This is a genomic window from Enterocloster citroniae (assembly GCF_040545455.1).
Classification (GTDB): Bacteria; Bacillota; Clostridia; order Lachnospirales; family Lachnospiraceae; genus Enterocloster; species Enterocloster citroniae.
Genome location: NZ_JBEPLZ010000004.1, coordinates 289,858 through 314,085, shown reverse-complemented (window position 1 = coordinate 314,085; position 24,228 = coordinate 289,858). Strand labels below are relative to the sequence as shown.

Here is a 24,228-nt window from a genome sequence, read left to right as displayed (position 1 = left end):
AGAGGAAATGGAAAAAATGAAGTTAAACCAGAAAAAAGCAGTGATATTTGATCTGGACGGCACACTGGTGGATTCCATGTGGATGTGGAAAGCCATTGATGTGGAGTATCTTGCAAGATTCGATCTGGAGTGCCCGGAGGATCTGCAGAAGGAGATTGAGGGCATGAGCTTTTCCGAGACAGCGGCTTATTTTAAAAAGCGCTTCAGTCTGGAGGACTCCCTGGAACAGATCAAGGAAGCGTGGGTACAGATGTCCATTGAAAAATACAAGAATGAGGTGCCTTTAAAACCGGGGGCAAGGGCATTCTTAGATTATATAAGCATGAATGGGATCGTGGCCGGCATTGCCACCAGCAATGGCAGGGCCATGGTGGACGCGGTCTTGGATTCATTGGATATACGCAGGTATTTTAAGGTGGTGACCACGGCCTGCGAGGTGGCGGCAGGCAAACCGGCCCCGGATATCTATCTGAGTGTGGCGGACCGGCTCCATGTGAAGCCCTCAGACTGTGTGGTATTTGAGGATGTGCCTGCGGGAATCCAGGCGGGCAAGAACGCGGGAATGACCGTGTTTGCAGTGGAAGATGCATTTTCCCAGGATATGAGGGAAGAAAAACGGCAGCTGGCGGATTACTATATTAAGGATTATTACGAATTATTGGATGGAGCGGCAGGATGAAAAATGATTATTTACCTATGAACCGGCATGACATGAGCATCCGGGGATGGAAGCAATGTGATTTTGTGTATGTATCAGGTGACGCCTACGTGGATCACCCGTCCTTTGGCACAGCTATCATATCCAGGATGCTGGAAGCCCATGGATATAAGGTGGGGATCATTGCCCAGCCGGACTGGAAGGATAAAAAGAGCATTGAGATACTGGGACGTCCCAGACTGGGATTCCTGGTATCGGCAGGGAACATGGATTCCATGGTGAACCATTATTCCGTGTCCAAGAAGCGCAGGAAAGAGGATTCCTATACCCCGGGCGGCATTATGGGAAAGAGGCCGGACTATGCGGTGGTGGTTTACTGTAACCTGATCCGGTCCGTGTACAAGGATGCGCCGATCATCATTGGAGGGATTGAAGCCAGCCTGCGCCGCCTGGCCCATTATGATTACTGGTCGGGCAAACTGAAACGCTCCGTGCTTCTGGATTCCCAGGCGGACATCATTTCCTACGGAATGGGGGAGCGCTCCATTGTGGAGATCGCAGATGCCCTGGACAGCGGGATCGATGTAAAAGATATCACCTTTATTGACGGCACGGTCTATAAGACAAAGAGCCTGGAGTCAGTGTACGACTATAAACTGCTGCCGGATTACACCCAGCTGTTATTGGATAAAAAGGAATATGCCAAAAGCTTTTATGTGCAGTACAGCAATACGGACCCATTTTCCGGAAAACGTCTGGTGGAACCATATGAGGGAAAGGTGTATGTGGTCCAGAATCCGCCGGCCAAGCCATTGAGCCGGGAAGAGATGGATGATGTCTACAATCTTCCCTATATGAGGAATTATCATCCATCCTATGAGGAGCTGGGAGGCGTGCCCGCTATACGGGAGATCAAATTCAGCCTGATCAGCAACAGGGGCTGCTTTGGCGCCTGCAGCTTCTGCGCCCTGACCTTTCACCAGGGAAGGATCATCCAGGCCAGAAGCCATGAATCCCTTCTGGATGAGGCAAAGCTTCTCATAGAGGAGCCTGATTTTAAAGGGTATATCCATGATGTGGGCGGCCCCACTGCGGATTTCCGTTTTCCGGCCTGTGACAAGCAGATGACGGCAGGCGCATGCCCCAACCGGCAGTGCCTGTTCCCGGAGCCCTGTAAAAACCTGAAAGCGGACCACACGGATTATATTTCCCTTCTCAGGAAGCTGCGGGCCCTGCCAAAGGTGAAAAAGGTGTTTATCCGCTCCGGCATCCGGTTTGACTATGTGCTGGCTGATCCCAGCAGGAAGTTCCTCCGGGAACTCTGTGAGTTCCATGTCAGCGGCCAGTTAAAAGTGGCGCCTGAACATGTGGCAGACAGGGTGCTTAAGATGATGGGAAAGCCAAAGAATGATGTGTACCGGCAGTTTGCACGGGAATACAAGGAGATGAACGGAAGGCTGGGCAAGGAGCAGTACCTGGTTCCCTATCTCATGTCATCCCATCCCGGTTCTTCCATGAAGGAGGCGGTGCAGCTGGCAGAGTATCTCAGGGATTTGGGTTACATGCCGGAACAGGTGCAGGATTTTTATCCCACGCCCTCCACCATTTCCACCTGCATGTATTATACGGGCTACGACTGCAGGACCATGGAGCCGGTATATGTGCCGGTGAATCCCCATGAAAAGGCCATGCAGCGCGCACTGATCCAGTACCGCAATCCCAAGAATTACGACCTGGTGGCGGAAGCACTGCGCAGCGCGGGAAGGACAGACCTGATCGGGTTTGACAAAAAATGCCTAATAAGGCCAAGGAACGCACAGCCCCTAAGGGACAGAAACGGACAACCTGTTAAAGCCTCTGCCGGTCAGGGGAGCCGTCAGGGCGTGAAACGGCCAAAGAAAGCCATTCGTAACGTTCATAAAAAGAAAGGATCCTGATAAAATGAAAATTGCTGTAATAACCGGGGCATCCTCCGGAATGGGCAGGGAAATGATTATTCAGCTATGGGAGCATTTCAACGGGTTTGATGAGATCTGGATCATTGCCAGGAGAATGGAGCGCCTGGAGGAATTGGACCGTCAGGTGGGAGCGCCTTTGCGCAAATTTGCCCTGGACCTTACAAAGGACAGGGACCTGGGCATACTGGAACGCACCCTTGAGGAGAAAATGCCCCAGGTGAAATTCCTGGTAAATGCCGCCGGGTTTGGAAAGATCGGCGCGGTGGATGAATTGAGCCTCACAGACGAACGTGATATGGTGCGCCTGAATTGTGAGGCCCTGTGCGCGGTGACGCGGATGGTCCTGCCCTATATGACCTGCAACAGCAGGATCATCCAGTTTGCGTCCTCGGCAGCTTTTCTTCCACAGCCCGGTTTTGCCATTTATGCGGCGACCAAATCCTTTGTGCTCAGCTACAGCAGGGCCCTGCACCAGGAACTGAAATCCAGGAATATTTATGTGACGGCAGTATGCCCCGGCCCGGTAAAGACCGAATTCTTTGATATCGCTGAGACGACAGGCGAGATACCTCTGTACAAGCGCCTGGTCATGGCTAATCCCAGACGGGTGGTGGCCAAGGCGATCCGGGACAGCGTGGCGGGGAGGGACATTTCCGTATATGGATTGACCATGAAGGCATTTGATCTGCTTTGCAAGGTCTTTCCCCACCGGTTTATCCTGATGCTGATGGATGTGATCAATTCCAAAGTAAAGGACTGCAAAAGATAAAGGAGACATCACATATGCAGACACTGACAGTGACACCCAATGAAGCCGGACAGCGCATGGATAAGCTTCTTGCCAAATACCTGGATCAGGCCGGAAAAGGTTTTCTCTATAAAATGATGCGCAAAAAGAACATTACTTTAAACGGAAAGAAATGTGACGGCTCCGAACATCTGGCAGAGGGGGATGAGATACAGCTGTTCCTCTCGGATGAGACCATAAGCAAGTTTCAGGGCTCGGCCCTGTCCGGTCCTTTGTTTGGAACCCCGGGCCGAGCCTTACCGGATACTAAAAAAAACAGTTCCGGGAACCTGGATATTGTCTATGAAGACAGCCATATCCTGGTGGTGAACAAGCCTTCGGGTATGCTTTCCCAAAAGGCAAAGGAAGGGGATATGTCCCTGAATGAATATATCCTGAATTACCTGATCGATTCAGGGGGTCTGCCCATAAGCCAGCTGCGGACCTTTAAGCCTTCCATCTGCAACCGCCTGGACCGCAATACCAGCGGCCTGGTGGTGGCGGGAAAATCCCTGGCAGGGCTTCAGATCATGAATGAGGTGTTTAAGGACAGGAGCATACACAAATATTACCAGTGCCTTGTGTCCGGAAAGGTGGAGGGCAAGCAGCTGATCGCCGGGTTCCTGAAAAAGAATGAGGAGACCAATACCGTATCCATCTACCCTCTGGAGGTGGAGGACAGTGTGCCGATCATGACGGAGTATCTTCCCCTGGCCGGAAACGACAGGTTTACCCTGTTGAGGGTGACATTGATCACCGGGCGCAGCCATCAGATACGCGCCCATCTGTCATCAATGGGACATCCTATTGCAGGTGACTACAAGTATGGAAGCAGACAGGTAAATGATGACATGAAAAAGAAATACAAAGTCCGGTCCCAGCTGCTTCACTCCTGGAGGCTGGAACTTCCAAAGGAACTTCCGGCGCCACTTGACTATCTTGGGGGAAGGGAATTCATCGCACCTCTTCCCGGTCAGTTTGCCAGGGTTTTAAAGGGGGAAGGGATTGCCGTCACACCAACAGGGAAGCTTTAAAAAGGCAGAAAAAGGATCATTTGGTGATTCTTGACAGGAGCTCCTGTTCGGGTTATGATAATACAAGCGACAAAATGTGTGCGTACCAAAAAGAATGGAATGAGAGGATTTTTGGAATGGGAAAAATTATACTTACAGGCGACCGCCCCACAGGACGGCTTCACGTAGGACATTATGTGGGTTCACTGAAGCGCAGGGTGGAGCTTCAGAACTCGGGAGAGTTTGATGAGATTTATATTATGATAGCCGATGCGCAGGCTTTGACAGATAATGCGGACAACCCTGAAAAGGTGCGTCAGAACATCATAGAAGTGGCCCTGGATTATCTGGCATGCGGACTGGACCCGTCCAAGTCCGTGCTGTTTATCCAGTCCCAGATACCGGAATTGTGTGAGATGACCTTCTATTACATGGATCTGGTGACCGTATCCCGCCTTCAGCGCAATCCCACGGTTAAGTCTGAGATCCAGATGCGTAATTTTGAGGCCAGCATCCCGGTGGGATTTTTCACCTATCCCATCAGCCAGGCAGCCGACATCACTGCCTTCAAGGCAACTACGGTTCCGGTGGGCGAGGACCAGGCTCCAATGATTGAGCAGACCAGGGAGATCGTGCACAAGTTTAATACTGTTTACGGAGGTAATCTGGTGGAGCCGGATATCCTGCTTCCTGACAACAAGGCATGTCTGCGCCTTCCGGGCACTGACGGCAAGGCCAAGATGAGCAAATCCCTGGGCAACTGCATTTACCTGGCTGATTCCGAGGCGGATGTGAAGAAGAAGATCATGTCCATGTTCACCGACCCCAACCATCTGCGCGTGGAGGATCCGGGCCAGGTGGAAGGAAATCCTGTGTTTGTTTACCTGGATGCGTTCTGCCGCGATGAGCATTTCGCAGAGTATCTTCCGGATTACAAGAACCTGGATGAGCTGAAGGCCCATTATATGAGAGGCGGTCTTGGGGATGTAAAGGTCAAGAAGTTTTTAAACAACGTGCTTCAGGACGAGCTGCGCCCCATCCGTGAACGCCGTAAGGAGTTTGCAAAGGATATTCCTGCCGTATACCGTATCCTGGAAGAGGGGAGCAGGAAAGCCCAGGCAAAGGCAGCCGGGACACTGGCGGAGATGAAGAGGGCCATGAAGATCAACTATTTTGAGGATAAGGACCTGATCGCAGAGCAGGCTCTCAGATTCCAGTCCGAGGAATAAGCGTAAAAACAACAGAAATCATTAGGATTTTCGCGGAAAGCGGAAGTCCTTTTTCTGTTATGTGGTATAATATTGCGGTGTTCTGCTTTGACAAGGGTGCATTCTGAAGCTGACGTTTATGGATTAAAAAAACCTCTTGACCCTGCCCTTAGGGATGGGATTATACTTGGTTCAGATCCGGATCAGATGAATAAAAACAGATGGAGGAACAGGGAAATGCTGACCATAGGACAGATGTCAAAGATATGCGGGGTAAGTGTAAAAACGCTGCGCCATTATGAAAAGATCGGTCTTTTAAGGCCAAGGAAAACAGATGAGGCCAATGGATACCGGTATTATGAGGACAGTCAGATCAGTACCATGCTTTTGATCGGACGGCTGAAGCGGTACGGATTTTCCCTTACCGACATTCAGGGCTTGCTGGACACAAAGGATGCCGGGAGTCTTTTGGGGCAGCTGAGGAAACAGAAATTCCGGCTGGAGCAGCAGATGAACTATCTTTCCGTTACGGTCAGGGAAATGGGAATCCATCTGGAAGAGTTTGAAAGGACAGGTGACATTATGAGCTATCAGAATAACTATGAAATCCAGGTCAAAGAAACAGAGGAACAGGTGCTGGTAACCAGCAGGCAGAATATGTCGGTGGAGGAATTCGGAAACTATTACGGGAAACTGTATGAAAAGATCGCCAGGGAACATCTCACCGCCAACGGCATAACAATGGCAATCTACCATGACCAGGAGTTTGATCCGGCCTACAGCGATATAGAGCTTGCCGTGGGTATCACGGAAAGGGATAAGGCGGACTGCATCATGCCAAAGCGTTTCTGTGCCGCCACCGTTCACAAAGGAGCATATTCAGGGCTTCCCGATGCTTACGGCGCCATTGTATCATGGATCAACGCCAACGGATACCGGCCGGATGGAATGCCCTACGAGATCTATGTCAAAAATCATTTCCATAACCTGCCGCCTGAGGAGTGGGAGACGGAGATATTCTTTCCTGTTAAGAAGTGATCATAAGTATATCCAGAGGAGCCGGCTTCCAAACGGAAGCCGGCTCCTGGTTTATAGCAGATCGTTTGTGTGCAATATTTTCAATTTTCTGAATATATCCTTAATTTGCCAGATCTTCCATTGACTTGAAACCTGGGTCACAATATACTGAAGCCATATGAGGAGGATTTTGGTATGAAACGTTTATTGGTTTTTGTGAAAATGCATACCCTGTTAAGCATTGTCCTGGCTCCTGTGGTGGTGCTTCTCATCATGATGGTACTGGGATGCCCATTACTGTTTATAAGAGGGCCGTTTGGGCCCAACCGGCTGACGGAAGGATATATGGCGTTGTTTATGGTTCTGATCCTGCTGGTTTCCTTAGTCTACCCCCTGCTGTTAACCGTGTGCAATCTATATTTTATGGTCAAAAAGACTCTGAGTCCCTTTCAGCGGTCCATCAGTGCATTGACGGAAATTGCCACCATATTGGCCGGTTTTCTGCTAAGCTGGCTGTATATCTCGGAAGTTACGGAGATCGTATTTGCGGACTGGCCTGAGGTGCTGTACAATGGCCAGTTCCATACACCCATTGCCACCTGGACATTTCCAACCATAGCAGTGCTGTCCGGAGTGGGGATCCTTGGATATATGATCCTTCGCATGATCCCGTTAAAGGAACTGCCTCCCCTTGTGACCGTACTTTCCATGTCAGCCATGTACATCGGATGCCTGATGTGTGTGATGTGGACCATACAGACCTGCGTGGCGGGCAGGGGAGGGATCTACCTGTACCTGTTTCCTGTAAACTGTGTCCTCATTGCCGTAAAAGTGATCCGGCGTTTGCTGCTGCAGTGGCAGGAACTGAATCCGGGCCGTACGGAGGGGAGAGGAGAGAAGGGAAAAGGGGAAGAGATGGCAGGAAAGCCGAATAATGGAACGGCAGGAAGTCCGGAAGTCGCGGGACGCTTTGAGGCCGTGCTGCAGAATTCCGGAAACTGGCCATGGCTGGCCCTGCTTTTTATGCTGCCCCTGCTGGGGATCCTGATCATGCTCCTCACTTTATTCGGACAAAAGCCGGACAGCGTCATTCAGGCGTGGACACAGACCAGCCAGTGGAATCTGTCCCAGAAGGTCTCCCCTCCCAATGTGATGTATGACGAACACTATCTGTGCACGGTGGCGGCAGGAGGCCATCCAAAGGTGGTCCATCCCGTCCGCATGGGCGTCCGTCATGGCCATCGTGTTATTGTCAACAGACAGCTCTGTATTGCAAATGCCTTTGAGCAGATCATAATGGAACGTGCGCCCGGGTTCCACGGCGCGGTCCGGCATGTCTATGACAGATACGGATTTCCCCTGGCCCGCCATATCAGGACATCCTTTGGAGCTGACTGTGTTTATATACTTATGAAGCCGCTGGAGTGGCTGTTCCTGGCCGTCATCTATTTGTGTGACGTCCATCCGGAAAACAGGATCGCCATGCAGTATATCACTCCTATTGGGCAGGATTGGCCGGATGCGGGGTGACTCGTATTACAGGGGCAGGCAGTGTGTCGGCTGTGTCAATGGAAGAGGCCCATGACGGAGAATACCCATTAAGACGGTATGTAAGGATCGTGGATGTAAAAGGGCAGTAGGGGGAGAGATCGTATGGGGAGAGACAGGATGGAACAAAAGAATGGCAGCCATAGCACATGGGCAGGGAAAGGGGCCGGATACCTGCGGTCTATTCTCTGCGTGGCAGTGGTCCTGTCGGTGTGCGGCGGTATTTTTTATTATGGGGTGATGAACGGATGGTTTCTCCTCAACCGCCCCGGGGCCGGAACTTATTCGGTACGCGGAGTTGATGTGTCCCACTACCAGGGGGATATTGACTGGTCCGTGCTCAGCGCCCAGGACATTTCCTTTGCGTATATAAAGGCCACGGAGGGGAGCCGCCATAGGGATCCGCGCTTTGAGGAAAACTGGGAGGAGTCGGCCGGGACAGGTCTGTATACAGGCGCTTACCATTTTTTCAGTTTTGACAGCCCGGCAGAGAGTCAGGCACAGAATTTTATCCAGACCGTGGGAAAGCGGGAAGGAATGCTTCCGCCTGTGGTGGATTTTGAGTTTTACGGGGATAAGAGATCCAATCCTCCCCCTGTCAGCCAGGCGGCAGAACAGTTGGAACTCATGCTGGAGATGTTGGGGGAGCATTATGGAGTGACTCCGGTCATCTACGCTACGGAGGAAACCTATGAAATGTACCTGGAAGGCGGATTTGAAGCGTATCCCCTCTGGATCCGCAATGTGGTCCGCAGACCTAAGACCGACAGAGAGTGGACGTTCTGGCAGTACGCAAATAGGGGAAGGCTTAAGGGATATTCCGGTCAGGAGAAATTTATTGATCTGAACGTGTTTGCGGGAAGTAAAGAGCAGTGGGAACAGTTTGTGCAGACGGGTAAGCCTGTAACAAAGGCTGGGAGTTAAGGTGAAAGAAAACTATATGGTGCCGGACTTGTGAAAAAACAGATGTTCTGATATACTTGTTCCAGAAACAGACGGAAAGGAACATGCAGCATGGGAACATGGAATACAAGGGGATTGAGGGGGTCTACCCTGGAGGATCTGATCAATCATACCAATGACAGCTACAGGGAAAAGCATCTGGCGCTGATCCAGAAGATACCCACTCCCATTACCCCCATTGAGATAGACAAGGCGAGCAGGCACATTACCCTGGCGTACTTTGACCAAAAGAGTACGGTGGACTATATCGGCACCGTGCAGGGGATCCCGGTGTGTTTTGACGCCAAGGAATGCGCGGCAAAGACATTTCCCCTTCAGAACATACACCCCCACCAGATCCAGTTCATGAAGGAGTTTGAGGAACAGGGAGGGATCTCCTTCATCATCCTGTACTACACGGGAATGAATGAGATGTATTATCTTCCCTTTGACCAGGTGCTTGCTTTCTGGGAACGGATGGAGGCGGGAGGGCGAAAAAGCTTTACATATGATGAAGTGGACAAACAGTGGCGGATACGTACCTACAGGGATATGCTGGTGCACTATTTGGAGGAGATCCAAAAAGACCTGGACCGGAGAAACTGATGTTCCCGGACCGGGTCTTTGCCATGTTTAATGGATCAGATCAGCTTTTCAAAGGCGATCTTATCACTGTTGTCAAAGGTGACCACGCCGCAGTATTCATATCCGTTCTTTTCCAGCAGATGTCTCATGGCGCCATTGTCCTGGTCCGTGTCGATCTTGATGCTGTGGATTTCCCTGGACCTGCACAGCTCTTCCGCCCGGTGCAGCATAAGGGATCCCAGGCCCTTTCCCTTGTGTGAATTGCCAATGGCCAGCCTGTGGATGACACCGTAGGGCTGAATGCTTTTCCAGGTTCCTCTCAGGGTCTCATAACATTCTTCCTTGTCAAAGGAAATACATGCGTAACCTATGATACGGCCGTTCTCCGTTATGACATATCCGTTTCCTTTCATCACATCCCCGGCCACCGAATTCCTGTCGGGATATTCGTTCTGCCACTGGTCGATCCCCTGATCCTTCAGGTATTGACGCGCTTCCTGTATGATCTCCCAGCACCTATCGATCTCCGTACTTTGGGAACATCTGAATTCCATCTGTTTTTCCTCCTGTCCATTTGGTGTACGCTTGGAGTCTCACCTGCACCCATCTCTGCGGCTGACAGAAAATCATCTCGCAAATCTGAGTACCAGGAGATTTTGAACATACATTTTACATAATGATTGACCTGAATTGGAAATAAAAGTATACTATAATAAGACATACCGTCCAATATATTGGAATCTACTATATTGTACTATTAGTCCAACATAATGTCAAGCAAAAAGACTGTTTGGAGGAGTTTATGGATATTAATATTAATCTGGAAGTAGGCCGGAACATCAAGCGCCTGAGGGAGGAGAAAAAGCTGACCCTGGACGGGGCTGCCGGGGTTACCGGAGTGTCCAGAAGCATGCTGGCCCAAATTGAGAAGGGGGATGTAAATCCTACCATTTCCGTGCTTTGGAAAATTGCCAATGGCTATAAGGTTTCATTTTCCTCCCTCATTGAAACCAGTATGGAGGAGATGACCGTGGTGCGGGAACAGGACATCCTCCCCATCCGGGAAGACGGGGGAGGGTATGTGAATTATCCCATATTCCCCTTTGATGACAGGAAAATGTTTGAGACGTACAGGATCGTCATAGAGCCGGAGGGGAAGCTCTGTGCCCAGCCCCATCTGGCGGGAACGGAAGAATTTATCACAGTGTTCCGGGGAAATGTGGGGATTGAGGCCAATGGTCGGCGCTGGGAGCTGTCTGAGGGGGATTCCATACGGTTTAAGGCGGATGTGCCCCATGGCTACTGGAACATGGGAGATTCCCAGGCACAGCTGAGCATGATCATATTCTACGGAAGACAAAAATGAAATATTGACAATCACTCCATTATCCCCTATAATGGAACAATCACGTTACCGAATTAGCACTTTACTACATAGAAGTAAAAACACAATATCAATAAAAAAGGATGAATCATTATGGCAGGAAATAACCGTTTGATCCACACACCGGAGGGTGTGAGGGACAGCTACAATGCGGAATGCAGAAAGAAGCTGGCAGTACAGGATAAGATATTGAATACATTCTATCTCTATGGATATGAGCATATCCAGACCCCGAGTTTTGAATATTTTGACATATTCAGCAAGGACAGGGGAAGTGTTTCCGACCGTGAGATGTTTAAGTTTTTTGACCGGGACAACAGTACCCTGGTGCTGCGGCCGGATATGACTCCGGCAGTGGCAAGGTGTGTGGCCAAATATTTTATGGATGATACCATGCCCCTGCGGCTCTGTTATCTGGAACGGACCTTTAAGAACAACAGCAGCTACCAGGGACGGCTGAAAGAGCGGGCGGAGACCGGGGTGGAGCTGATCGGAGATGACTCCGCGGACGGAGATGCGGAGATGATCGCCATGGTCATAGACAGCCTGAAAGCGGCCGGATTAAAGGAGTTTCAGGTGGAGCTGGGCCAGGTGGCATTCTACAGAAGCCTTCTGGAGGAAGCCGGGTTAAACGGGGATGTGGAGGAGGAGCTGAATCAGCTCATTGAAAACAAGAACGATTTTGGGGTGGAGGAGCTGTTAAAGAACCAGGGGATCGACCCGGGATTAAAGCAGGTGTTCTTAAAACTCCCGGAATTGTTTGGCTCCCTGGAGCAGATCATGGAGGCAAAGAAACTGACAGCCAACCCATGCGCCCTGGCCGCCATTGAACGGCTGGAGCAGGTGCACCACATTCTGGAAAGCTATGGGCTGGCCGGTTATGTGACGTATGACCTGGGTATGCTCAGCAAATACCATTACTACACGGGGATCATTTTCAAAGCATATACATATGGGACAGGTGATTATATCGTCACAGGCGGGCGCTATGACAAACTGCTGGTGCAGTTTGGAAAGGATACCCCGGCCGTGGGATTTGTCATTGTGGTGGACCAGCTTATGGCAGCCCTGTCCAGACAGCAGATCGACACCCCGGTGACGCTGGTGAATACCGTGATCCTCTACGAGGCGTCCGCCAGGGACAATGCCATACGGCTGGGCAGGTACTTTAAGGACAAGGGTCTGGCTGTCCAGTCCATGAAGCGGCGCCCGGACAAGGAGATCGAGGATTATAAGGCCATGGCAGCACAGCGGCATATGAGAAACCTCCTGTATTTAAAGGGGGAGGGCCTGGTGGTCACGGCCATGGACATGGTGAACCACAGCGCGGATGAGATTCCTGTTTCCGCGTATGAGTGACACGGGATTGATGAATGTAAGGACTGGTGAGAACAGATGAGATATTTAACGGTAGCGTTAGCAAAAGGCAGACTGGCCAGGAAGGCCATGGAATTATTTGAGGAGATCGGCATTTCCTGTGATGAGATGAAGGATAAGGATTCCAGGAAGCTGATATTTGTAAATGAAGAGCTGGGGATCCGGTTTTTCCTGGCCAAGGCCAGTGACGTGCCCACCTATGTGGAGTACGGAGCCGCCGATATCGGCATTGTGGGAAAGGACACCATACTGGAGGAGGGCCGCAAGCTCTACGAGGTCATGGACCTGGGAGTGGGGAAATGCAGGATGTGCGTATGCGGTCCCGAGTCGGCCAGGGAGAGCCTGAAGCACCACGAGCTGATCCGGGTTGCCACCAAGTACCCTAATATAGCAAAGGATTATTTCTACAACCAGAAGTATCAGACCGTGGAGATCATCAAGCTGGGGGGCTCCATTGAACTGGCCCCCATTGTAGGGCTGTCCGAGGTGATCGTGGACATTGTGGAGACCGGCTCAACCCTGCGTGAAAACGGCCTGGCAGTGTTGGAGGAAGTGTGCAGCCTGTCCGCCCGCATGGTGGTGAACCAGGTGAGCATGAAGACGGAGAATGAGCGCATTACAAGGATAATCAAGGATTTCCAGGCCATACTGAAGGATTCATGCGCTCATAAGGAGGAGAAAGCAGAATGAGAATCATAACCTTAGATGATCGATCCATGGAAAATATCCTGGCGGATATGTTAAAAAGGGATCCCAACAATTATGACAGCTATACCCAAACCGTGGAAGCCATTGTTAATGATGTGAGAAACCGCAGGGACGAAGCCGTGTTTGAGTACACGGCAAAGTTTGACCATGCTTATCTGGACGCTTCCGGTATCCGGGTGACGGAGGCGGAGATACAGGAAGCCATGGAGCAGGTGGATGCAGGGCTGTTGGACGTGATGAAACAGTCCATGGAGAATATCCGCAGTTATCATGAAAAGCAGAAAAGGAACAGCTGGTTTGACGCAAAGCCTGACGGGACCATCCTGGGCCAGAAGGTGACCGCCCTGGAAAGCGTGGGCGTATATGTGCCTGGCGGAAAAGCCGCCTATCCGTCTTCCGTGCTGATGAACATCATTCCTGCGGAAGTGGCGGGAGTGAAACAGATCGTTATGGTGACACCTCCGGGTAAGGATGGAAAGGTGAACCCTGTGACCCTGACAGCCGCCCATCTGGCCGGTGCCACCCAGGTGTACAAGGTGGGAGGCGCCCAGGCAGTTGCAGCTCTGGCCTTCGGGACCCAGTCCATCCCAAGGGTGAATAAGATCGTTGGACCGGGCAATATCTTCGTTGCCCTGGCCAAAAAGGCGGTATACGGCCATGTGAGCATTGACAGCATTGCGGGACCCAGCGAGATCCTGGTGATCGCGGACGACAGCGCCAACCCGCGGTTTGTTGCAGCGGACCTATTAAGCCAGGCAGAACACGATGAACTGGCCAGCGCTATCCTGGTGACCACCAGCATGGATCTGGCCAAGAAGGTGTCCCTGGAGGTGGAGGGATTCTTAAAGGTGCTTCCCAGAAGTGAGATCATCAGCAAGTCCCTGGACAATTACGGATATATTTTGGTGGCGGAATCCATGGAAAAGGCAGTGGAGGCATCCAACAGTATTGCGCCGGAGCACCTGGAGATCGTGACCAGGAATCCGTTTGAGGTCATGACAAAGATTCAGAATGCAGGCGCCATCTTTATCGGTGAATACAGTTCCGAGCCGCTGGGGGATTATTTTGCAGGTCCCAACCACATCCTGCCCACCAATGGTACGGCCAAGTTCTTTTCACCCCTGGGAGTGGATGATTTTATCAAGAAATCCAGCATCATCTACTATTCCAGGGAAGCCCTGGAAAAAGCACATAAGGAGATTGAACTTTTTGCAGAGGCCGAACATCTGACGGCCCATGCCAACTCCGTACGGGTGCGTTTTGAGTGACCATACCCTCAGCGGACAAGGGGCGTGTGTCCCCCCTTGTCCGCTGAGGGCAAATATCCTTAAGAGGAGACAGAAGACATGGATAGGATAGCTGAGATCGTAAGGAATACAAATGAGACAAAGATCCATATGACCCTGAACCTGGACGGAAGCGGAACAGGGGACATTCACACAGGGATCGGGTTTTTTGACCATATGTTAAACAGTTTTGCGCGGCACGGGTTCTTTGACCTGTCCGTGACCGTGGAGGGGGATCTGGAGGTGGACACCCACCACACCGTAGAGGATACCGGAATCGTGCTGGGCCAGGCCATCCGGCAGGCGGTGGGGGACAAAAAAGGAATTGTGCGCTACGGTTACCAGATCCTTCCCATGGATGAATCCCTGGTGCTGTGCGCCCTGGACCTGTGTAAAAGACCTTATCTGGTCTATGACCTGAACCTGGACAGGGAAAAGGTGGGGGACCTGGAGACAGAGATGGTGCGGGAATTTTTTTATGCGGTGTCCTATGCGGCTGAGATGAACCTGCATGTTAAGCAGCTGTCGGGGATGAACAACCACCATATCATTGAAGCGGCCTTTAAGGCTTTTGCAAAGGCCCTGGACGGGGCGGTTGCGGCGGAACCCAGACTGACAGGCGTGCTGTCCACCAAGGGCAGCTTGTAGGAGGGACCGGGCGTTTGCCCGCACCAGAGTACCGTTTGCTTACATATGAGTACCGTCCGCATGCATATGAGTACTGCTTGGATGGGCTTTGGGGGAGGGATGGAATTGGGAAAACAGGGAACGGGGATACCTTCCCTATCCAGGAAAATGAATCATCTGAGATACAGGGATATAAGACTTTTGGCTGGCGCAGTGCTCCTCATCCTGGGATTGTCTTCTGCCCTGGCCTGCCTTCTTTTGGATGGGGATCTAAGGGAGAGGTACAGGGAAGAGTTAAACCAGCCGGTACCCTTTCAATCTGACCAACCGGCGGGATACAGCTATGTAAAACTCCAGTACCTGACAGACAGCTTTGCGGAACATGTGAAGAAGGCGGATGACTATTATTTCGGCTTTGATTTTATGTTCCGCCCCTACATCATTTCCGTAAGGGGAGAACTTCCAAAAGAACTGATGGCCCTTATGGAGTATACATATGGGGACGCCGGGGCCAAGCAGCCCCCGGCCGTGGACGTGTACGGATATGGGGAGCCTGTGGTGCCGGAACTTCTGGGATATGCCAGGGAATCCTACAGCCGGCTGTGGTCGGAATCACAGATTCCCATTACAATGGAGGACCTGTCGGAAATTGTGGGCGGATATTACCTGGACACGGTTCCAAGAACGTATTTGGAGCAGTATCCCCGTGCAATCCTGTTTTATGTATTGCCGTTTCTTATGGCCGCTGCCGGGGGCATTTACATGATCTTGTATTTCAGGCGTCTGGGCGCCCAGAGAAGGCGGCTTTCAGGAAGGGGCGGTGAACTTCTGGCAGCGGACCGGGAACTGGCCTGCACAGAGGAATATGCAAAGGGAGCAGGCATTTACCTGACGGAGCATTTTGTCATAACTGCGGCTTATGCATTTGATGTGATCCCTTACACCAGGATCAGCAGGGTGGAGAATACAGGAGGGCTTGTGATTATTGTCACAGAGGATGACTACGCCCATATTGCGGCCGGCGGCAGAAGGACTGGGCAATATTTGGAAAAGTTGAATCAGGATCTTAAGATCCGTTTAAAAGAAGAGGAAAGAGGAGATTCATATGCAGCTATATCCGGCAATTGACATGAAGGACGGACAGTGTGTACGCTTAAGGCAGGGCGGGTTTAAGGATATTACCGTGTATTCCGATGCGCCATGGAAGGTGGCCGCCTGGTGGCAGGCTCAGGGAGGCACCTTTTTGCATCTGGTGGACCTGGACGGAGCGCTGGCAGGGCACTCGGTCAATGCAAAGGCCATTCAGAAGATCGTGGACAGCGTAACCATCCCTATTGAAATCGGAGGAGGCATCCGTTCGGAGGAGGCGGTGCGCAGTATGCTGGACCTGGGGGTAAGGCGCGTAATCATTGGAACCAAGGCGGCTACCCATCCGGAATTCCTAAAGGACATGGTGGAAAAGTTCGGGGAGGATGCCATTGTGGCTGGCGTGGATGCCAGGGACGGCATGGTGGCGGTGGAGGGCTGGGAAAAGGTCAGCGCCGTAACCGCCCGGGATCTCTGCATAAAGATGAAGGAATTTGGAGTCCGGCATATTGTATATACGGATATATCCAGGGACGGTATGCTGTCAGGTCCCAATGTGGAGGCAACCAGGCAGCTGACAGAGGATACGGGACTTGACATCATAGCCTCCGGCGGGGTATCCTGTATGAAGGACCTTCAGGATCTGCATGAGGCAGGGATCAGGGGAGCCATTATTGGAAAAGCTCTTTACGAAAACAGAATCGACCTGAAGGAAGCAGTCAGACTCTACGAAAACTAGGAGATACTCAAATGACAGATTATAAGAAGCTGATATTGGGATTTGGCATAAAGGAAGGAAAGGCTTATTCCTGGAACGGACAGGCGGAATATGGGAAACCCCTTACGGACCTGGCAAGGACCGGCTGTGACAACGGGGCCGACCAGGTGCTGCTCTATGATCATTCTGAGAATGATGAGGATCACGAGGCGGTGATCGGTCTGATAAAGGAGACTGCCAGAACCGTGGATGAACCGATCCTGGCAGGAGGCCGTGTGAGAAGGCTGGAGGACGTAAAGAAGTATCTCTACGCCGGAGCCAGCGCCGTATTCCTGGATGTGAGCCGGGAGGACAATGTGGACATGATGAAGGAGGCTGCGGACCGTTTCGGCAGCGAGAAGATCTATGCATACCTTCCGGATATTACATATATTCCCCAGGCGGAGGAATATGCGCAGCTGGGCGCCTCGGTGATGATCCTTAAAACCTCGGCCCAGGTACCTTCCCTTCAGGAGTTGGGGGAGATTGGGGAGAGCGGGCATGAAGCCCTGATCTTTTGCGGAGGCCACCAGTCTGTCCAGGACATGGCGGGGGAACTTAAGATCCATTTTGGCTGCCCTCTGGTCAAGGGGGCCATCCTCACCCTGGAAGAGGAATCCATGGATACCTGCATGGAGATGAAGCAGATGCTCAAGGGAGCCGGTATTGAGACAGATACCTTTGAGAGCACGGTGGCGTGGAAGGATTTTAAGCTGAACAGCGATGGGCTGGTTCCTGTGATCGTGCAGGATCATAAAAGCTCGGAAGTGCTGATGATGGCGTATATGAACGAGGAATCCTATGAGGCCACCCTTGCCACGGGAAAGATGACATATTTCAGCAGAAGCCGGCAGAAACTGTGGCTGAAGGGAGAGACCAGCGGACATTTCCAGTATGTGAAATCCCTGAAGCTGGACTGTGACAATGACACGATCCTGGCCACGGTCAAGCAGATCGGCGGCGCCTGCCACACGGGAAGCAGGACCTGTTTCTTTACCACCCTGGCTGAAAAGGAATACAAGGAGACAAACCCCTTAAAGGTGTTTGAGGATGTGTACGGTGTGATCCTGGACCGGAAGGAACATCCGAAGGAGGGATCCTACACCAATTATCTCTTTGACAAAGGTATTGACAAGATCCTCAAAAAACTGGGGGAGGAGGCCACTGAGATCATCATAGCGGCCAAGAATCCCAACCCTGAGGAGATCAAGTATGAGATATCGGATTTTCTCTACCATATGATGGTGCTTATGGCTGACAGGGGAATCTCCTGGGAGGAGATAACGGAGGAGCTGGCTAACCGGTAGAATAAAAAACAGAATGGCTCCATCCATCTTTTAATCAGTGCCTGCCCGGAGTTTTCTTCCCGGGCAGGCACTTTTTACAGATAGGCATTGTCCCTGATCGGAAACAAAAGGAATCATTGAGTTTTTCAGCCTGCTATGATAGAATAAATAGTATATTTGCCAGTATTTTCATCCTAAAGAAGAGGAGTAAAGCTATGTTTTCACGAAAAAAGATTTTGGTTGTGGAAGACAATATGCTCAACCGAAGCCTGTTGTGCCAGATTCTGTCCGAAGATTATGATGTTGTGGAGGCGGAAAACGGCCAGGAGGCCCTTGATATATTAAAACAGTACGGAGAAGGGATTTCCCTTATTTTATTGGATATTATCATGCCGGTTATGGATGGCTACACCTTTCTCTCAATCATGAAAGCAGATCCCGCTTATTCCTCCATTCCCGTTATTGTAACAACACAAAATGACGCCGAGTCGGATGAGGTTGCCGCTTTGTCCCATGGGGCAACGGATTTTGTGGCTAAACCTTATAAGCCTCAGATCATCCTGCACCGCGTGGCAGGTATTATCCGGCTGCGGGAAACAGCCGCCATGATCAACCTGATGCAGTATGACCGGCTGACCGGACTGTACAGCAAGGAGTTTTTCTATGAGCAGGTGAGAAACGTCCTGCTGCGAAACCCTGATACCCACTATGACATTGTTTGTTCCGATATTGAGAATTTCAAGCTGATTAATGATGTGTTTGGAGTGAAGACAGGCGACCGCCTGCTGTGCGGGATTGGAAAGGCATACGAGGAGAATCTGGGTGGCAGGGGAATCTGCGGCCGCCTGAATTCAGACCAGTTTGCCTGCATGATAGAGCACAAATGGGAGTATACCAACGATATGTTCATGGAAGCCAATATCCAGACCAATGAGCTGCTGGAGGTCCACAACATTGTGATGAAATGGGGCATCTACTATGTGGAGGACCGCATGGTTTCCGTGGAGCAGATGTGCGACAGGGCCCTTCTGGCTGCCAGGAGCGTCAAAGGCCAGTACGGCAAGTTTTTTGCGATCTATGACGATACCCTGCGCAACCAGCTGCTGAGGGAACAGGCCATTACGGACAGCATGGAGACGGCCCTGGCCCGGAACCAATTCCTGGTCTATCTCCAGCCAAAGTACAGGATCAGGGATGAGAACCTTATAGGAGCGGAGGCGCTGGTCCGGTGGATCCACCCGGAGTGGGGCTTTTTATCCCCGGCAGAGTTTATCCCTCTGTTTGAGAAGAATGGTTTTATCACAAAACTGGACCAGTTTGTGTGGGATAAGGCCTGTGCCGCCATCCGTTCCTGGGATGACCGGGGATATTATCCCATATCCGTGTCTGTGAATGTTTCCAGGGCGGATATTTACAATGAGGACCTTGTGTCCACCCTGATCCAGATCGTTGAACGATACGGACTTTCCCCTTCCCGCCTTCATCTGGAGATCACAGAGAGCGCTTATACGGAAAACCCAAAGCAGATCATCGATACAGTGACCCTTTTGCGCGAACAGGGCTTTGTTATTGAGATGGATGATTTCGGAAGCGGATACTCCTCCCTGAATATGCTCAATGACATGCCCATCGATATCCTGAAGCTGGACATCAAATTTATCCATAACGAGATGGCCAAGCCCAAGAGCCAGGGAATCCTTCAGTTTATCATCAACCTGGCGCGCTGGATGGACCTGGGAGTGGTGGCGGAAGGCGTGGAGACCAAGGAACAGCTGCTCAGGCTCAGTGAGCTGGGATGTGATTTTGTACAGGGATATTACTTTGCAAGGCCCATGCCCTGCAAGGATTTTGAGGCCCTTCTGGCCGCTCATAAGGAAAGCGGGCTTCAGATACCGGAGGAGGAGACTTGCTCCGGGGAGGAACTGCCCGTGCTGCTGGTGGCGGACGAGGACCCGGTTTATCGGGAGTCTGTGCAACAGGCATTCAAGGGGCATTACCAGGTGGTGGGGACCGCCACCTGTGATGATACCCTGGAATACATAAAGAACCACAGGGGGATAGCGGCAATTGTTTTAAGCATAACACTTCCGGATACAGATGGTTTTCAGGTGCTGAAAACCATCCAGCGGGACAAGGAATTGTGGAACCTTCCCATCATAACCACGGCCCTGTCCAACCCGGAACTGGAAAACATGGCATTGGAACTGGGGGCGGATGATTTTATATGCAAACCCCACCTGATGCAGAGCCTGTCCAAACGGATACAGCGCAGCGTATTGTTTTATGCATCTGCCGGCGTGGCGCTGACACAGCCCGGCACGCGGCTGCAGGAACAGTCAAAACGCAGGAAACCGGAAGCTTCTGAGAAAAATACAAACAAGGAGAGCTGCGGCTTGTGGAAAGAGGAAACAGTATGAGTAATCCGAACAGTGGGAATCAGACGATCCGGCAGTTCTGCCGCTGCTGGTTTGAACTGAGGGATGCGGGGCTGGCCGAGGAGTTCCTGGCAGATGACATACACTTTGTGGGAACCGGCGAACAGGAGTATGCGGATGGCAGGGAGGATATGGCCCGATACCTGAGGGAGGATATAAGGGAGATACCGGAACCCTTCCAGGTGGATTTTTCGGTTCTTAATGAGCAGCAGCTGGGGGAAAACGTATATGTCATGTCAGCAGCCTTCAGCCTGAAGAACTCCGTATATGCCTGGCATCTGCGCTGCTTTTTTGTGTTAAAACAGCAAAAGGGCCGGTGGCTGGTCTGTGATCTGAACTTTTCAGAACCCAGCAGCAGCCAGGGAAAAGGGGAACACTATCCCCAGACCCTGGTGATGGAAAATATTGCCAGACAGCGGCAGGAACTTCTTAACGAGGCATTTGCAGGCGGTATGCTGGGGTATTATGTGGGGGACGGGTTCCCCTTTTATTTCATTAACCGCAGGATGCTGGAATATCTGGGATACGGGGATGAGAAGGAATTTACGGACGCGATCCGCGGACAGTTTGCAAACTGTATCCATCCTGAGGACCGGGCCATGGTGGAGCAGCTGATGGCAGAGCAGCTGGACATAGGGGAAGAGTATGCGGTGGAATACAGGATGTGCAAAAAGGACGGATCCTATATCTGGGTCCATGATGTAGGGCATAAGACTGTTTCAGAGGACGACCGGCCTGCCATCACATCGGTATGCAGCGATATTACAGCCCAGAAGCAGGCACAGAAGGAGATACTCCACATCTATAATAATATTCCGGGAGCCGTATTCCGCTGCCGGTTTGATGCTGATTTTTCCGTCATTGATGCCAATGATGGATTGTTTGACTTTATAGGATACACCCGTCAGGAATTTGCAGCCATGGGAAACCGCATGTCTGCGGTCATCTGGCCGGAGGATCTGGCGGTGATGGAGGGAAAGCTGCGCTCCCAGCTGGAGCACGGGAATACCATCCGCAACGAAAACCGCCTGGTGTGCAAGGACGGCGGTGTAAAATGGATATCGATCAAAGCGCAGCTGTTCACCGGGGAAGACGGAGAACAGTATTTTTACTGTGTGTTTGTGGACATCACGGATGAGAAGCAGGTGCAGGAGCGGGTCAGGGAACTGTATGAGAATGAACTGACTTATTTTGCGGAGCTGTCCACAGAGGGTGGACTGATCCAGGGAAGGATCAATATTACCAGGAATTATCTGGAGAGTTATCTGTCCACAGCCGAGGCATCCATTGCCAAGGTGGGGGATACCTATGAACAGACCATTGAGAATCTGTCGGCCTCCGCTGTGGATGCCAAGTACGGACAGGATATCCTGCGCGCCATGCGCAGAGAAAAGGTGCTGTCGGATTTTGCTTCGGGCAAAACAGATTATCATTTTGATTTCCTGCGCAGAGGCAGGGATGGCGGGGCCTTTTGGAGCAATACCAGCTTCAGGGTATGCCTGAATCCTGGAACAGGGGATATCATTGCATTTTTCTACACCTTTGATATCACTGAGAAAAAACTTCAGGAGCAGCTCCTCTATAAGATTGCGGAGCTGGATTATGATATCATAACTGAGATCGATATCCATAAAGGCACACACCACCCCATATCCTTTTGCGGCAGCCAGAAGGCAACCGTGGCGAGGCAGGGATATTTCCAGGAGGAGATCCGCAATGTGGCCAGCCGGTATATGGACCAGGAGGCCGGGAACGAATACCTGGAAAAGATGGATTTCGGTTATATGCAAAGGCAGCTGGCTCTTCATGATATGTACAATTTTATTGTGGAGATGAGGGATGAACACGGAGTCCAGAGGATCAAGCGGTTTAAGGTGTTTTATATTAACCAGGACTTAGGGCGGGTTGGGGTAGTGCGCACAGATGTGACGGACGTGGTCCGCAAGGAGCAGCGGCAGAAGGAGGACCTGGCAGCGGCGCTGGTTGCCGCGGAACAGGCCAATGCAGCTAAATCTGATTTCCTGTCCAGGATGAGCCATGAGATAAGGACGCCTATGAACGCCATTATCGGCATGAGTACCATAGCGGCCAGGTCCATTGGGGATGATGAACAGGTGGAGGACTGCATCTCCAAGATCGGAATATCTTCCAGATTCCTGCTTTCCCTGATCAATGATATCCTGGATATGAGCCGGATCGAGAGCGGGAAAATGCTGTTAAAGAGCGAGAAGATCCCCACGGATGAATTCCTTAACGGCATCAATTCCATCTGCTATGCCCAGGCCGCTGCCAGGGGAGTGGACTATGAATGCATCCTGGACCCGGTGCTGGATGATTACTATATTGGTGATGCCATGAAGCTGCAGCAGGTGCTGATTAATATCCTGAGCAACGCCATTAAGTTTACCAATGAAGGCGGAAAGGTTACGCTGTCTGCCGCGCTGCACAGAAGAACGAAAAATGACGCTGTTTTGCGGTTCATTGTAAACGACACAGGAGTGGGTATGAGTGAGGAGTTCCTTCCCCATATCTTCGAGCCTTTTTCACAGGAATCCACAGGCACCACGGCGCCGTACGGAGGTACCGGGCTGGGGCTGGCTATCTCTAAAAACATTGTGGATATGATGGACGGAAAGATCACTGTGCGCTCCATCAAAGGAATCGGCACTGAGTTTACGGTGGATGTGAAACTGGGCATTACGGAGGAAGAAAAGCTGCGCCACAATAAAAAGAAGACCACCTATAACTTCTCCCATCTGAAAACCCTGGTGGTGGATGATGACGTGGCTGTGTGTGAGAGCGCCATTGTAACCCTGGAGGAGATGGGGGTCAAGGCGGAGTGGGTGGACAGCGGGCGCAAGGCGGTGAAACGTGTAAGTGATCTGTGGACCGATGGGAAATATTTTGACATGATTCTCATAGACTGGAAAATGCCGGAGATGGATGGGATTGAGACGGCACGCCGCATACGGGGTATTGTGGGACCGGATGTGACCATTATCATCATGACAGCTTATGACTGGGTCACCATTGAACACGAGGCAAAGCTGGCAGGAGTGAACCTGCTGATGAGCAAGCCCATGTTCAAGTCATCGCTGATATCAGCCTTTACCAGGGCCCTGGGGGAAAAGGAAGAACAGGACCGCCAGCCTGAGTCATCGGAGTACGACTTTACAGGCAAACGCGTGCTGCTGGCAGAGGACAATATGATCAACACGGAAGTGGCCGTGATGCTGCTGGAGGATAAGGGATTTAAGGTGGATACGGCTGAGAACGGATTGCGGGCCCTGGAGCTGTTCAGCAAGTCGCCGGAAGGGTATTATGATGCCATACTGATGGATATCAGAATGCCGCTGATGGATGGACTGACCACGGCCAGGAACATACGCCATCTGAGCAACGGGGATGCCGGGGAGATCCCCATTATTGCCATGACAGCCAATGCGTTTGATGATGATATAGAGAAGAGTAAGGCGGCGGGCATGGATGCCCATCTGGCAAAACCCATTGAGCCGGATCGGCTGTTCCAGACTCTGTACGACTTTATTTTTGGAAAGGAGGCATGA

At 51.4% G+C, this 24,228-nt stretch carries 20 protein-coding genes; 19 read left to right on the top strand and 1 reads right to left on the bottom strand.

What is annotated here, in order from left to right; all coding sequences use genetic code 11:
* Positions 1-16 precede the first annotated feature (16 nt).
* From ABID13_RS07355 to ABID13_RS07315, 9 genes are all read left to right on the top strand, one after another.
* Positions 17-679: an HAD family hydrolase gene (locus ABID13_RS07355; protein ID WP_007864365.1), complete on the top strand. Its 663-nt coding sequence runs from the start codon at positions 17-19 to the stop codon at positions 677-679.
* A complete protein-coding gene (locus ABID13_RS07350; protein ID WP_007864369.1) occupies positions 676-2,595 on the top strand; it encodes a YgiQ family radical SAM protein in 1,920 nt (639 codons plus the stop codon). Before ABID13_RS07355 ends, ABID13_RS07350 begins: the two co-directional genes overlap by 4 nt.
* 4 nt (positions 2,596-2,599) lie before the next feature.
* Positions 2,600-3,385: an SDR family NAD(P)-dependent oxidoreductase gene (locus ABID13_RS07345; protein ID WP_007864372.1), complete on the top strand. Its 786-nt coding sequence runs from the start codon at positions 2,600-2,602 to the stop codon at positions 3,383-3,385.
* Between the two features lie 14 nt (positions 3,386-3,399).
* On the top strand, positions 3,400-4,437 hold the full coding sequence (locus ABID13_RS07340; RefSeq protein WP_007864375.1) for an RluA family pseudouridine synthase: 1,038 nt from the start codon (positions 3,400-3,402) through the stop codon (positions 4,435-4,437).
* Between the two features lie 116 nt (positions 4,438-4,553).
* The gene (gene trpS / locus ABID13_RS07335; protein WP_045091349.1) at positions 4,554-5,645 is read left to right on the top strand and encodes a tryptophan--tRNA ligase; all 1,092 of its coding nucleotides are present in this window, start codon (positions 4,554-4,556) and stop codon (positions 5,643-5,645) included.
* Between the two features lie 216 nt (positions 5,646-5,861).
* Positions 5,862-6,662, top strand: a complete 801-nt coding sequence (locus ABID13_RS07330; protein ID WP_045091319.1) for a MerR family transcriptional regulator — start codon at positions 5,862-5,864, stop codon at positions 6,660-6,662.
* A gap of 174 nt (positions 6,663-6,836) precedes the next feature.
* The gene (locus ABID13_RS07325; protein ID WP_052665583.1) at positions 6,837-8,171 is read left to right on the top strand and encodes a DUF6688 domain-containing protein; all 1,335 of its coding nucleotides are present in this window, start codon (positions 6,837-6,839) and stop codon (positions 8,169-8,171) included.
* Between the two features lie 138 nt (positions 8,172-8,309).
* On the top strand, positions 8,310-9,113 hold the full coding sequence (locus tag ABID13_RS07320) for a glycoside hydrolase family 25 protein (RefSeq protein ID WP_048930547.1): 804 nt from the start codon (positions 8,310-8,312) through the stop codon (positions 9,111-9,113).
* Positions 9,114-9,203: 90 nt separating this feature from the next.
* Positions 9,204-9,737, top strand: coding sequence for a Holliday junction resolvase RecU (locus tag ABID13_RS07315; protein WP_007864394.1), 534 nt, complete (start codon positions 9,204-9,206; stop codon positions 9,735-9,737).
* Positions 9,738-9,772: 35 nt separating this feature from the next.
* Here the strand turns inward: ABID13_RS07315 and ABID13_RS07310 are convergent, their stop codons facing one another.
* Entirely contained in the window at positions 9,773-10,270 is a 498-nt protein-coding gene (locus ABID13_RS07310; RefSeq protein ID WP_048930506.1) for a GNAT family N-acetyltransferase, read from the bottom strand.
* A gap of 248 nt (positions 10,271-10,518) precedes the next feature.
* Between ABID13_RS07310 and ABID13_RS07305 the strand changes: the two genes are divergently transcribed.
* The 10 genes from ABID13_RS07305 to ABID13_RS07260 all read left to right on the top strand — a co-directional run bounded on the left by ABID13_RS07305 (position 10,519) and on the right by ABID13_RS07260 (position 24,228).
* Positions 10,519-11,082: a helix-turn-helix domain-containing protein gene (locus tag ABID13_RS07305; protein ID WP_007864400.1), complete on the top strand. Its 564-nt coding sequence runs from the start codon at positions 10,519-10,521 to the stop codon at positions 11,080-11,082.
* Between the two features lie 111 nt (positions 11,083-11,193).
* Positions 11,194-12,459 (top strand): ATP phosphoribosyltransferase regulatory subunit, encoded by a 1,266-nt coding sequence (gene hisZ, locus ABID13_RS07300; protein WP_007864403.1) that lies wholly within the window; start codon positions 11,194-11,196, stop codon positions 12,457-12,459.
* Between the two features lie 36 nt (positions 12,460-12,495).
* Positions 12,496-13,167, top strand: coding sequence for an ATP phosphoribosyltransferase (gene hisG, locus ABID13_RS07295; RefSeq protein ID WP_007864406.1), 672 nt, complete (start codon positions 12,496-12,498; stop codon positions 13,165-13,167).
* Complete coding sequence (gene hisD / locus ABID13_RS07290; RefSeq protein WP_007864409.1) at positions 13,164-14,453, top strand: histidinol dehydrogenase; 1,290 nt, start codon at positions 13,164-13,166, stop codon at positions 14,451-14,453. The genes hisG and hisD overlap by 4 nt, the downstream gene beginning before the upstream one ends.
* A gap of 78 nt (positions 14,454-14,531) precedes the next feature.
* Positions 14,532-15,119, top strand: a complete 588-nt coding sequence (hisB, locus tag ABID13_RS07285; protein WP_007864412.1) for an imidazoleglycerol-phosphate dehydratase HisB — start codon at positions 14,532-14,534, stop codon at positions 15,117-15,119.
* A gap of 99 nt (positions 15,120-15,218) precedes the next feature.
* Positions 15,219-16,226 carry a hypothetical protein gene (locus ABID13_RS07280; protein ID WP_242849278.1) on the top strand — a complete coding sequence of 336 codons (1,008 nt, stop codon included), beginning with the start codon at positions 15,219-15,221 and terminating at the stop codon, positions 16,224-16,226.
* Positions 16,204-16,923 (top strand): 1-(5-phosphoribosyl)-5-[(5-phosphoribosylamino)methylideneamino]imidazole-4-carboxamide isomerase, encoded by a 720-nt coding sequence (hisA, locus tag ABID13_RS07275; protein WP_007864434.1) that lies wholly within the window; start codon positions 16,204-16,206, stop codon positions 16,921-16,923. The genes ABID13_RS07280 and hisA overlap by 23 nt, the downstream gene beginning before the upstream one ends.
* 11 nt (positions 16,924-16,934) lie before the next feature.
* On the top strand, positions 16,935-18,248 hold the full coding sequence (gene hisIE / locus ABID13_RS07270) for a bifunctional phosphoribosyl-AMP cyclohydrolase/phosphoribosyl-ATP diphosphatase HisIE (protein WP_007864439.1): 1,314 nt from the start codon (positions 16,935-16,937) through the stop codon (positions 18,246-18,248).
* Between the two features lie 194 nt (positions 18,249-18,442).
* On the top strand, positions 18,443-20,644 hold the full coding sequence (locus tag ABID13_RS07265) for an EAL domain-containing protein (RefSeq protein ID WP_045091317.1): 2,202 nt from the start codon (positions 18,443-18,445) through the stop codon (positions 20,642-20,644).
* Positions 20,641-24,228: a response regulator gene (locus tag ABID13_RS07260; RefSeq protein WP_048930504.1), complete on the top strand. Its 3,588-nt coding sequence runs from the start codon at positions 20,641-20,643 to the stop codon at positions 24,226-24,228. Before ABID13_RS07265 ends, ABID13_RS07260 begins: the two co-directional genes overlap by 4 nt.

Coding starts and splice junctions, on each gene's coding strand:
- ABID13_RS07330 (WP_045091319.1), top strand. CDS start 5,862: ATGCTGACCATAGGACAGATGTCAAAGATATGCGGGGTAAGTGTAAAA.
- hisZ (WP_007864403.1), top strand. CDS start 11,194: ATGGCAGGAAATAACCGTTTGATCCACACACCGGAGGGTGTGAGGGAC.
- ABID13_RS07305 (WP_007864400.1), top strand. CDS start 10,519: ATGGATATTAATATTAATCTGGAAGTAGGCCGGAACATCAAGCGCCTG.
- hisB (WP_007864412.1), top strand. CDS start 14,532: ATGGATAGGATAGCTGAGATCGTAAGGAATACAAATGAGACAAAGATC.
- ABID13_RS07315 (WP_007864394.1), top strand. CDS start 9,204: ATGGGAACATGGAATACAAGGGGATTGAGGGGGTCTACCCTGGAGGAT.
- ABID13_RS07355 (WP_007864365.1), top strand. CDS start 17: ATGAAGTTAAACCAGAAAAAAGCAGTGATATTTGATCTGGACGGCACA.
- ABID13_RS07350 (WP_007864369.1), top strand. CDS start 676: ATGAAAAATGATTATTTACCTATGAACCGGCATGACATGAGCATCCGG.
- hisD (WP_007864409.1), top strand. CDS start 13,164: ATGAGAATCATAACCTTAGATGATCGATCCATGGAAAATATCCTGGCG.
- hisG (WP_007864406.1), top strand. CDS start 12,496: ATGAGATATTTAACGGTAGCGTTAGCAAAAGGCAGACTGGCCAGGAAG.
- trpS (WP_045091349.1), top strand. CDS start 4,554: ATGGGAAAAATTATACTTACAGGCGACCGCCCCACAGGACGGCTTCAC.
- ABID13_RS07325 (WP_052665583.1), top strand. CDS start 6,837: ATGAAACGTTTATTGGTTTTTGTGAAAATGCATACCCTGTTAAGCATT.
- ABID13_RS07265 (WP_045091317.1), top strand. CDS start 18,443: ATGTTTTCACGAAAAAAGATTTTGGTTGTGGAAGACAATATGCTCAAC.
- ABID13_RS07260 (WP_048930504.1), top strand. CDS start 20,641: ATGAGTAATCCGAACAGTGGGAATCAGACGATCCGGCAGTTCTGCCGC.
- ABID13_RS07320 (WP_048930547.1), top strand. CDS start 8,310: ATGGAACAAAAGAATGGCAGCCATAGCACATGGGCAGGGAAAGGGGCC.
- ABID13_RS07340 (WP_007864375.1), top strand. CDS start 3,400: ATGCAGACACTGACAGTGACACCCAATGAAGCCGGACAGCGCATGGAT.
- hisA (WP_007864434.1), top strand. CDS start 16,204: ATGCAGCTATATCCGGCAATTGACATGAAGGACGGACAGTGTGTACGC.
- ABID13_RS07310 (WP_048930506.1), bottom strand. CDS start 10,270: ATGGAATTCAGATGTTCCCAAAGTACGGAGATCGATAGGTGCTGGGAG.
- hisIE (WP_007864439.1), top strand. CDS start 16,935: ATGACAGATTATAAGAAGCTGATATTGGGATTTGGCATAAAGGAAGGA.
- ABID13_RS07345 (WP_007864372.1), top strand. CDS start 2,600: ATGAAAATTGCTGTAATAACCGGGGCATCCTCCGGAATGGGCAGGGAA.
- ABID13_RS07280 (WP_242849278.1), top strand. CDS start 15,219: ATGGAATTGGGAAAACAGGGAACGGGGATACCTTCCCTATCCAGGAAA.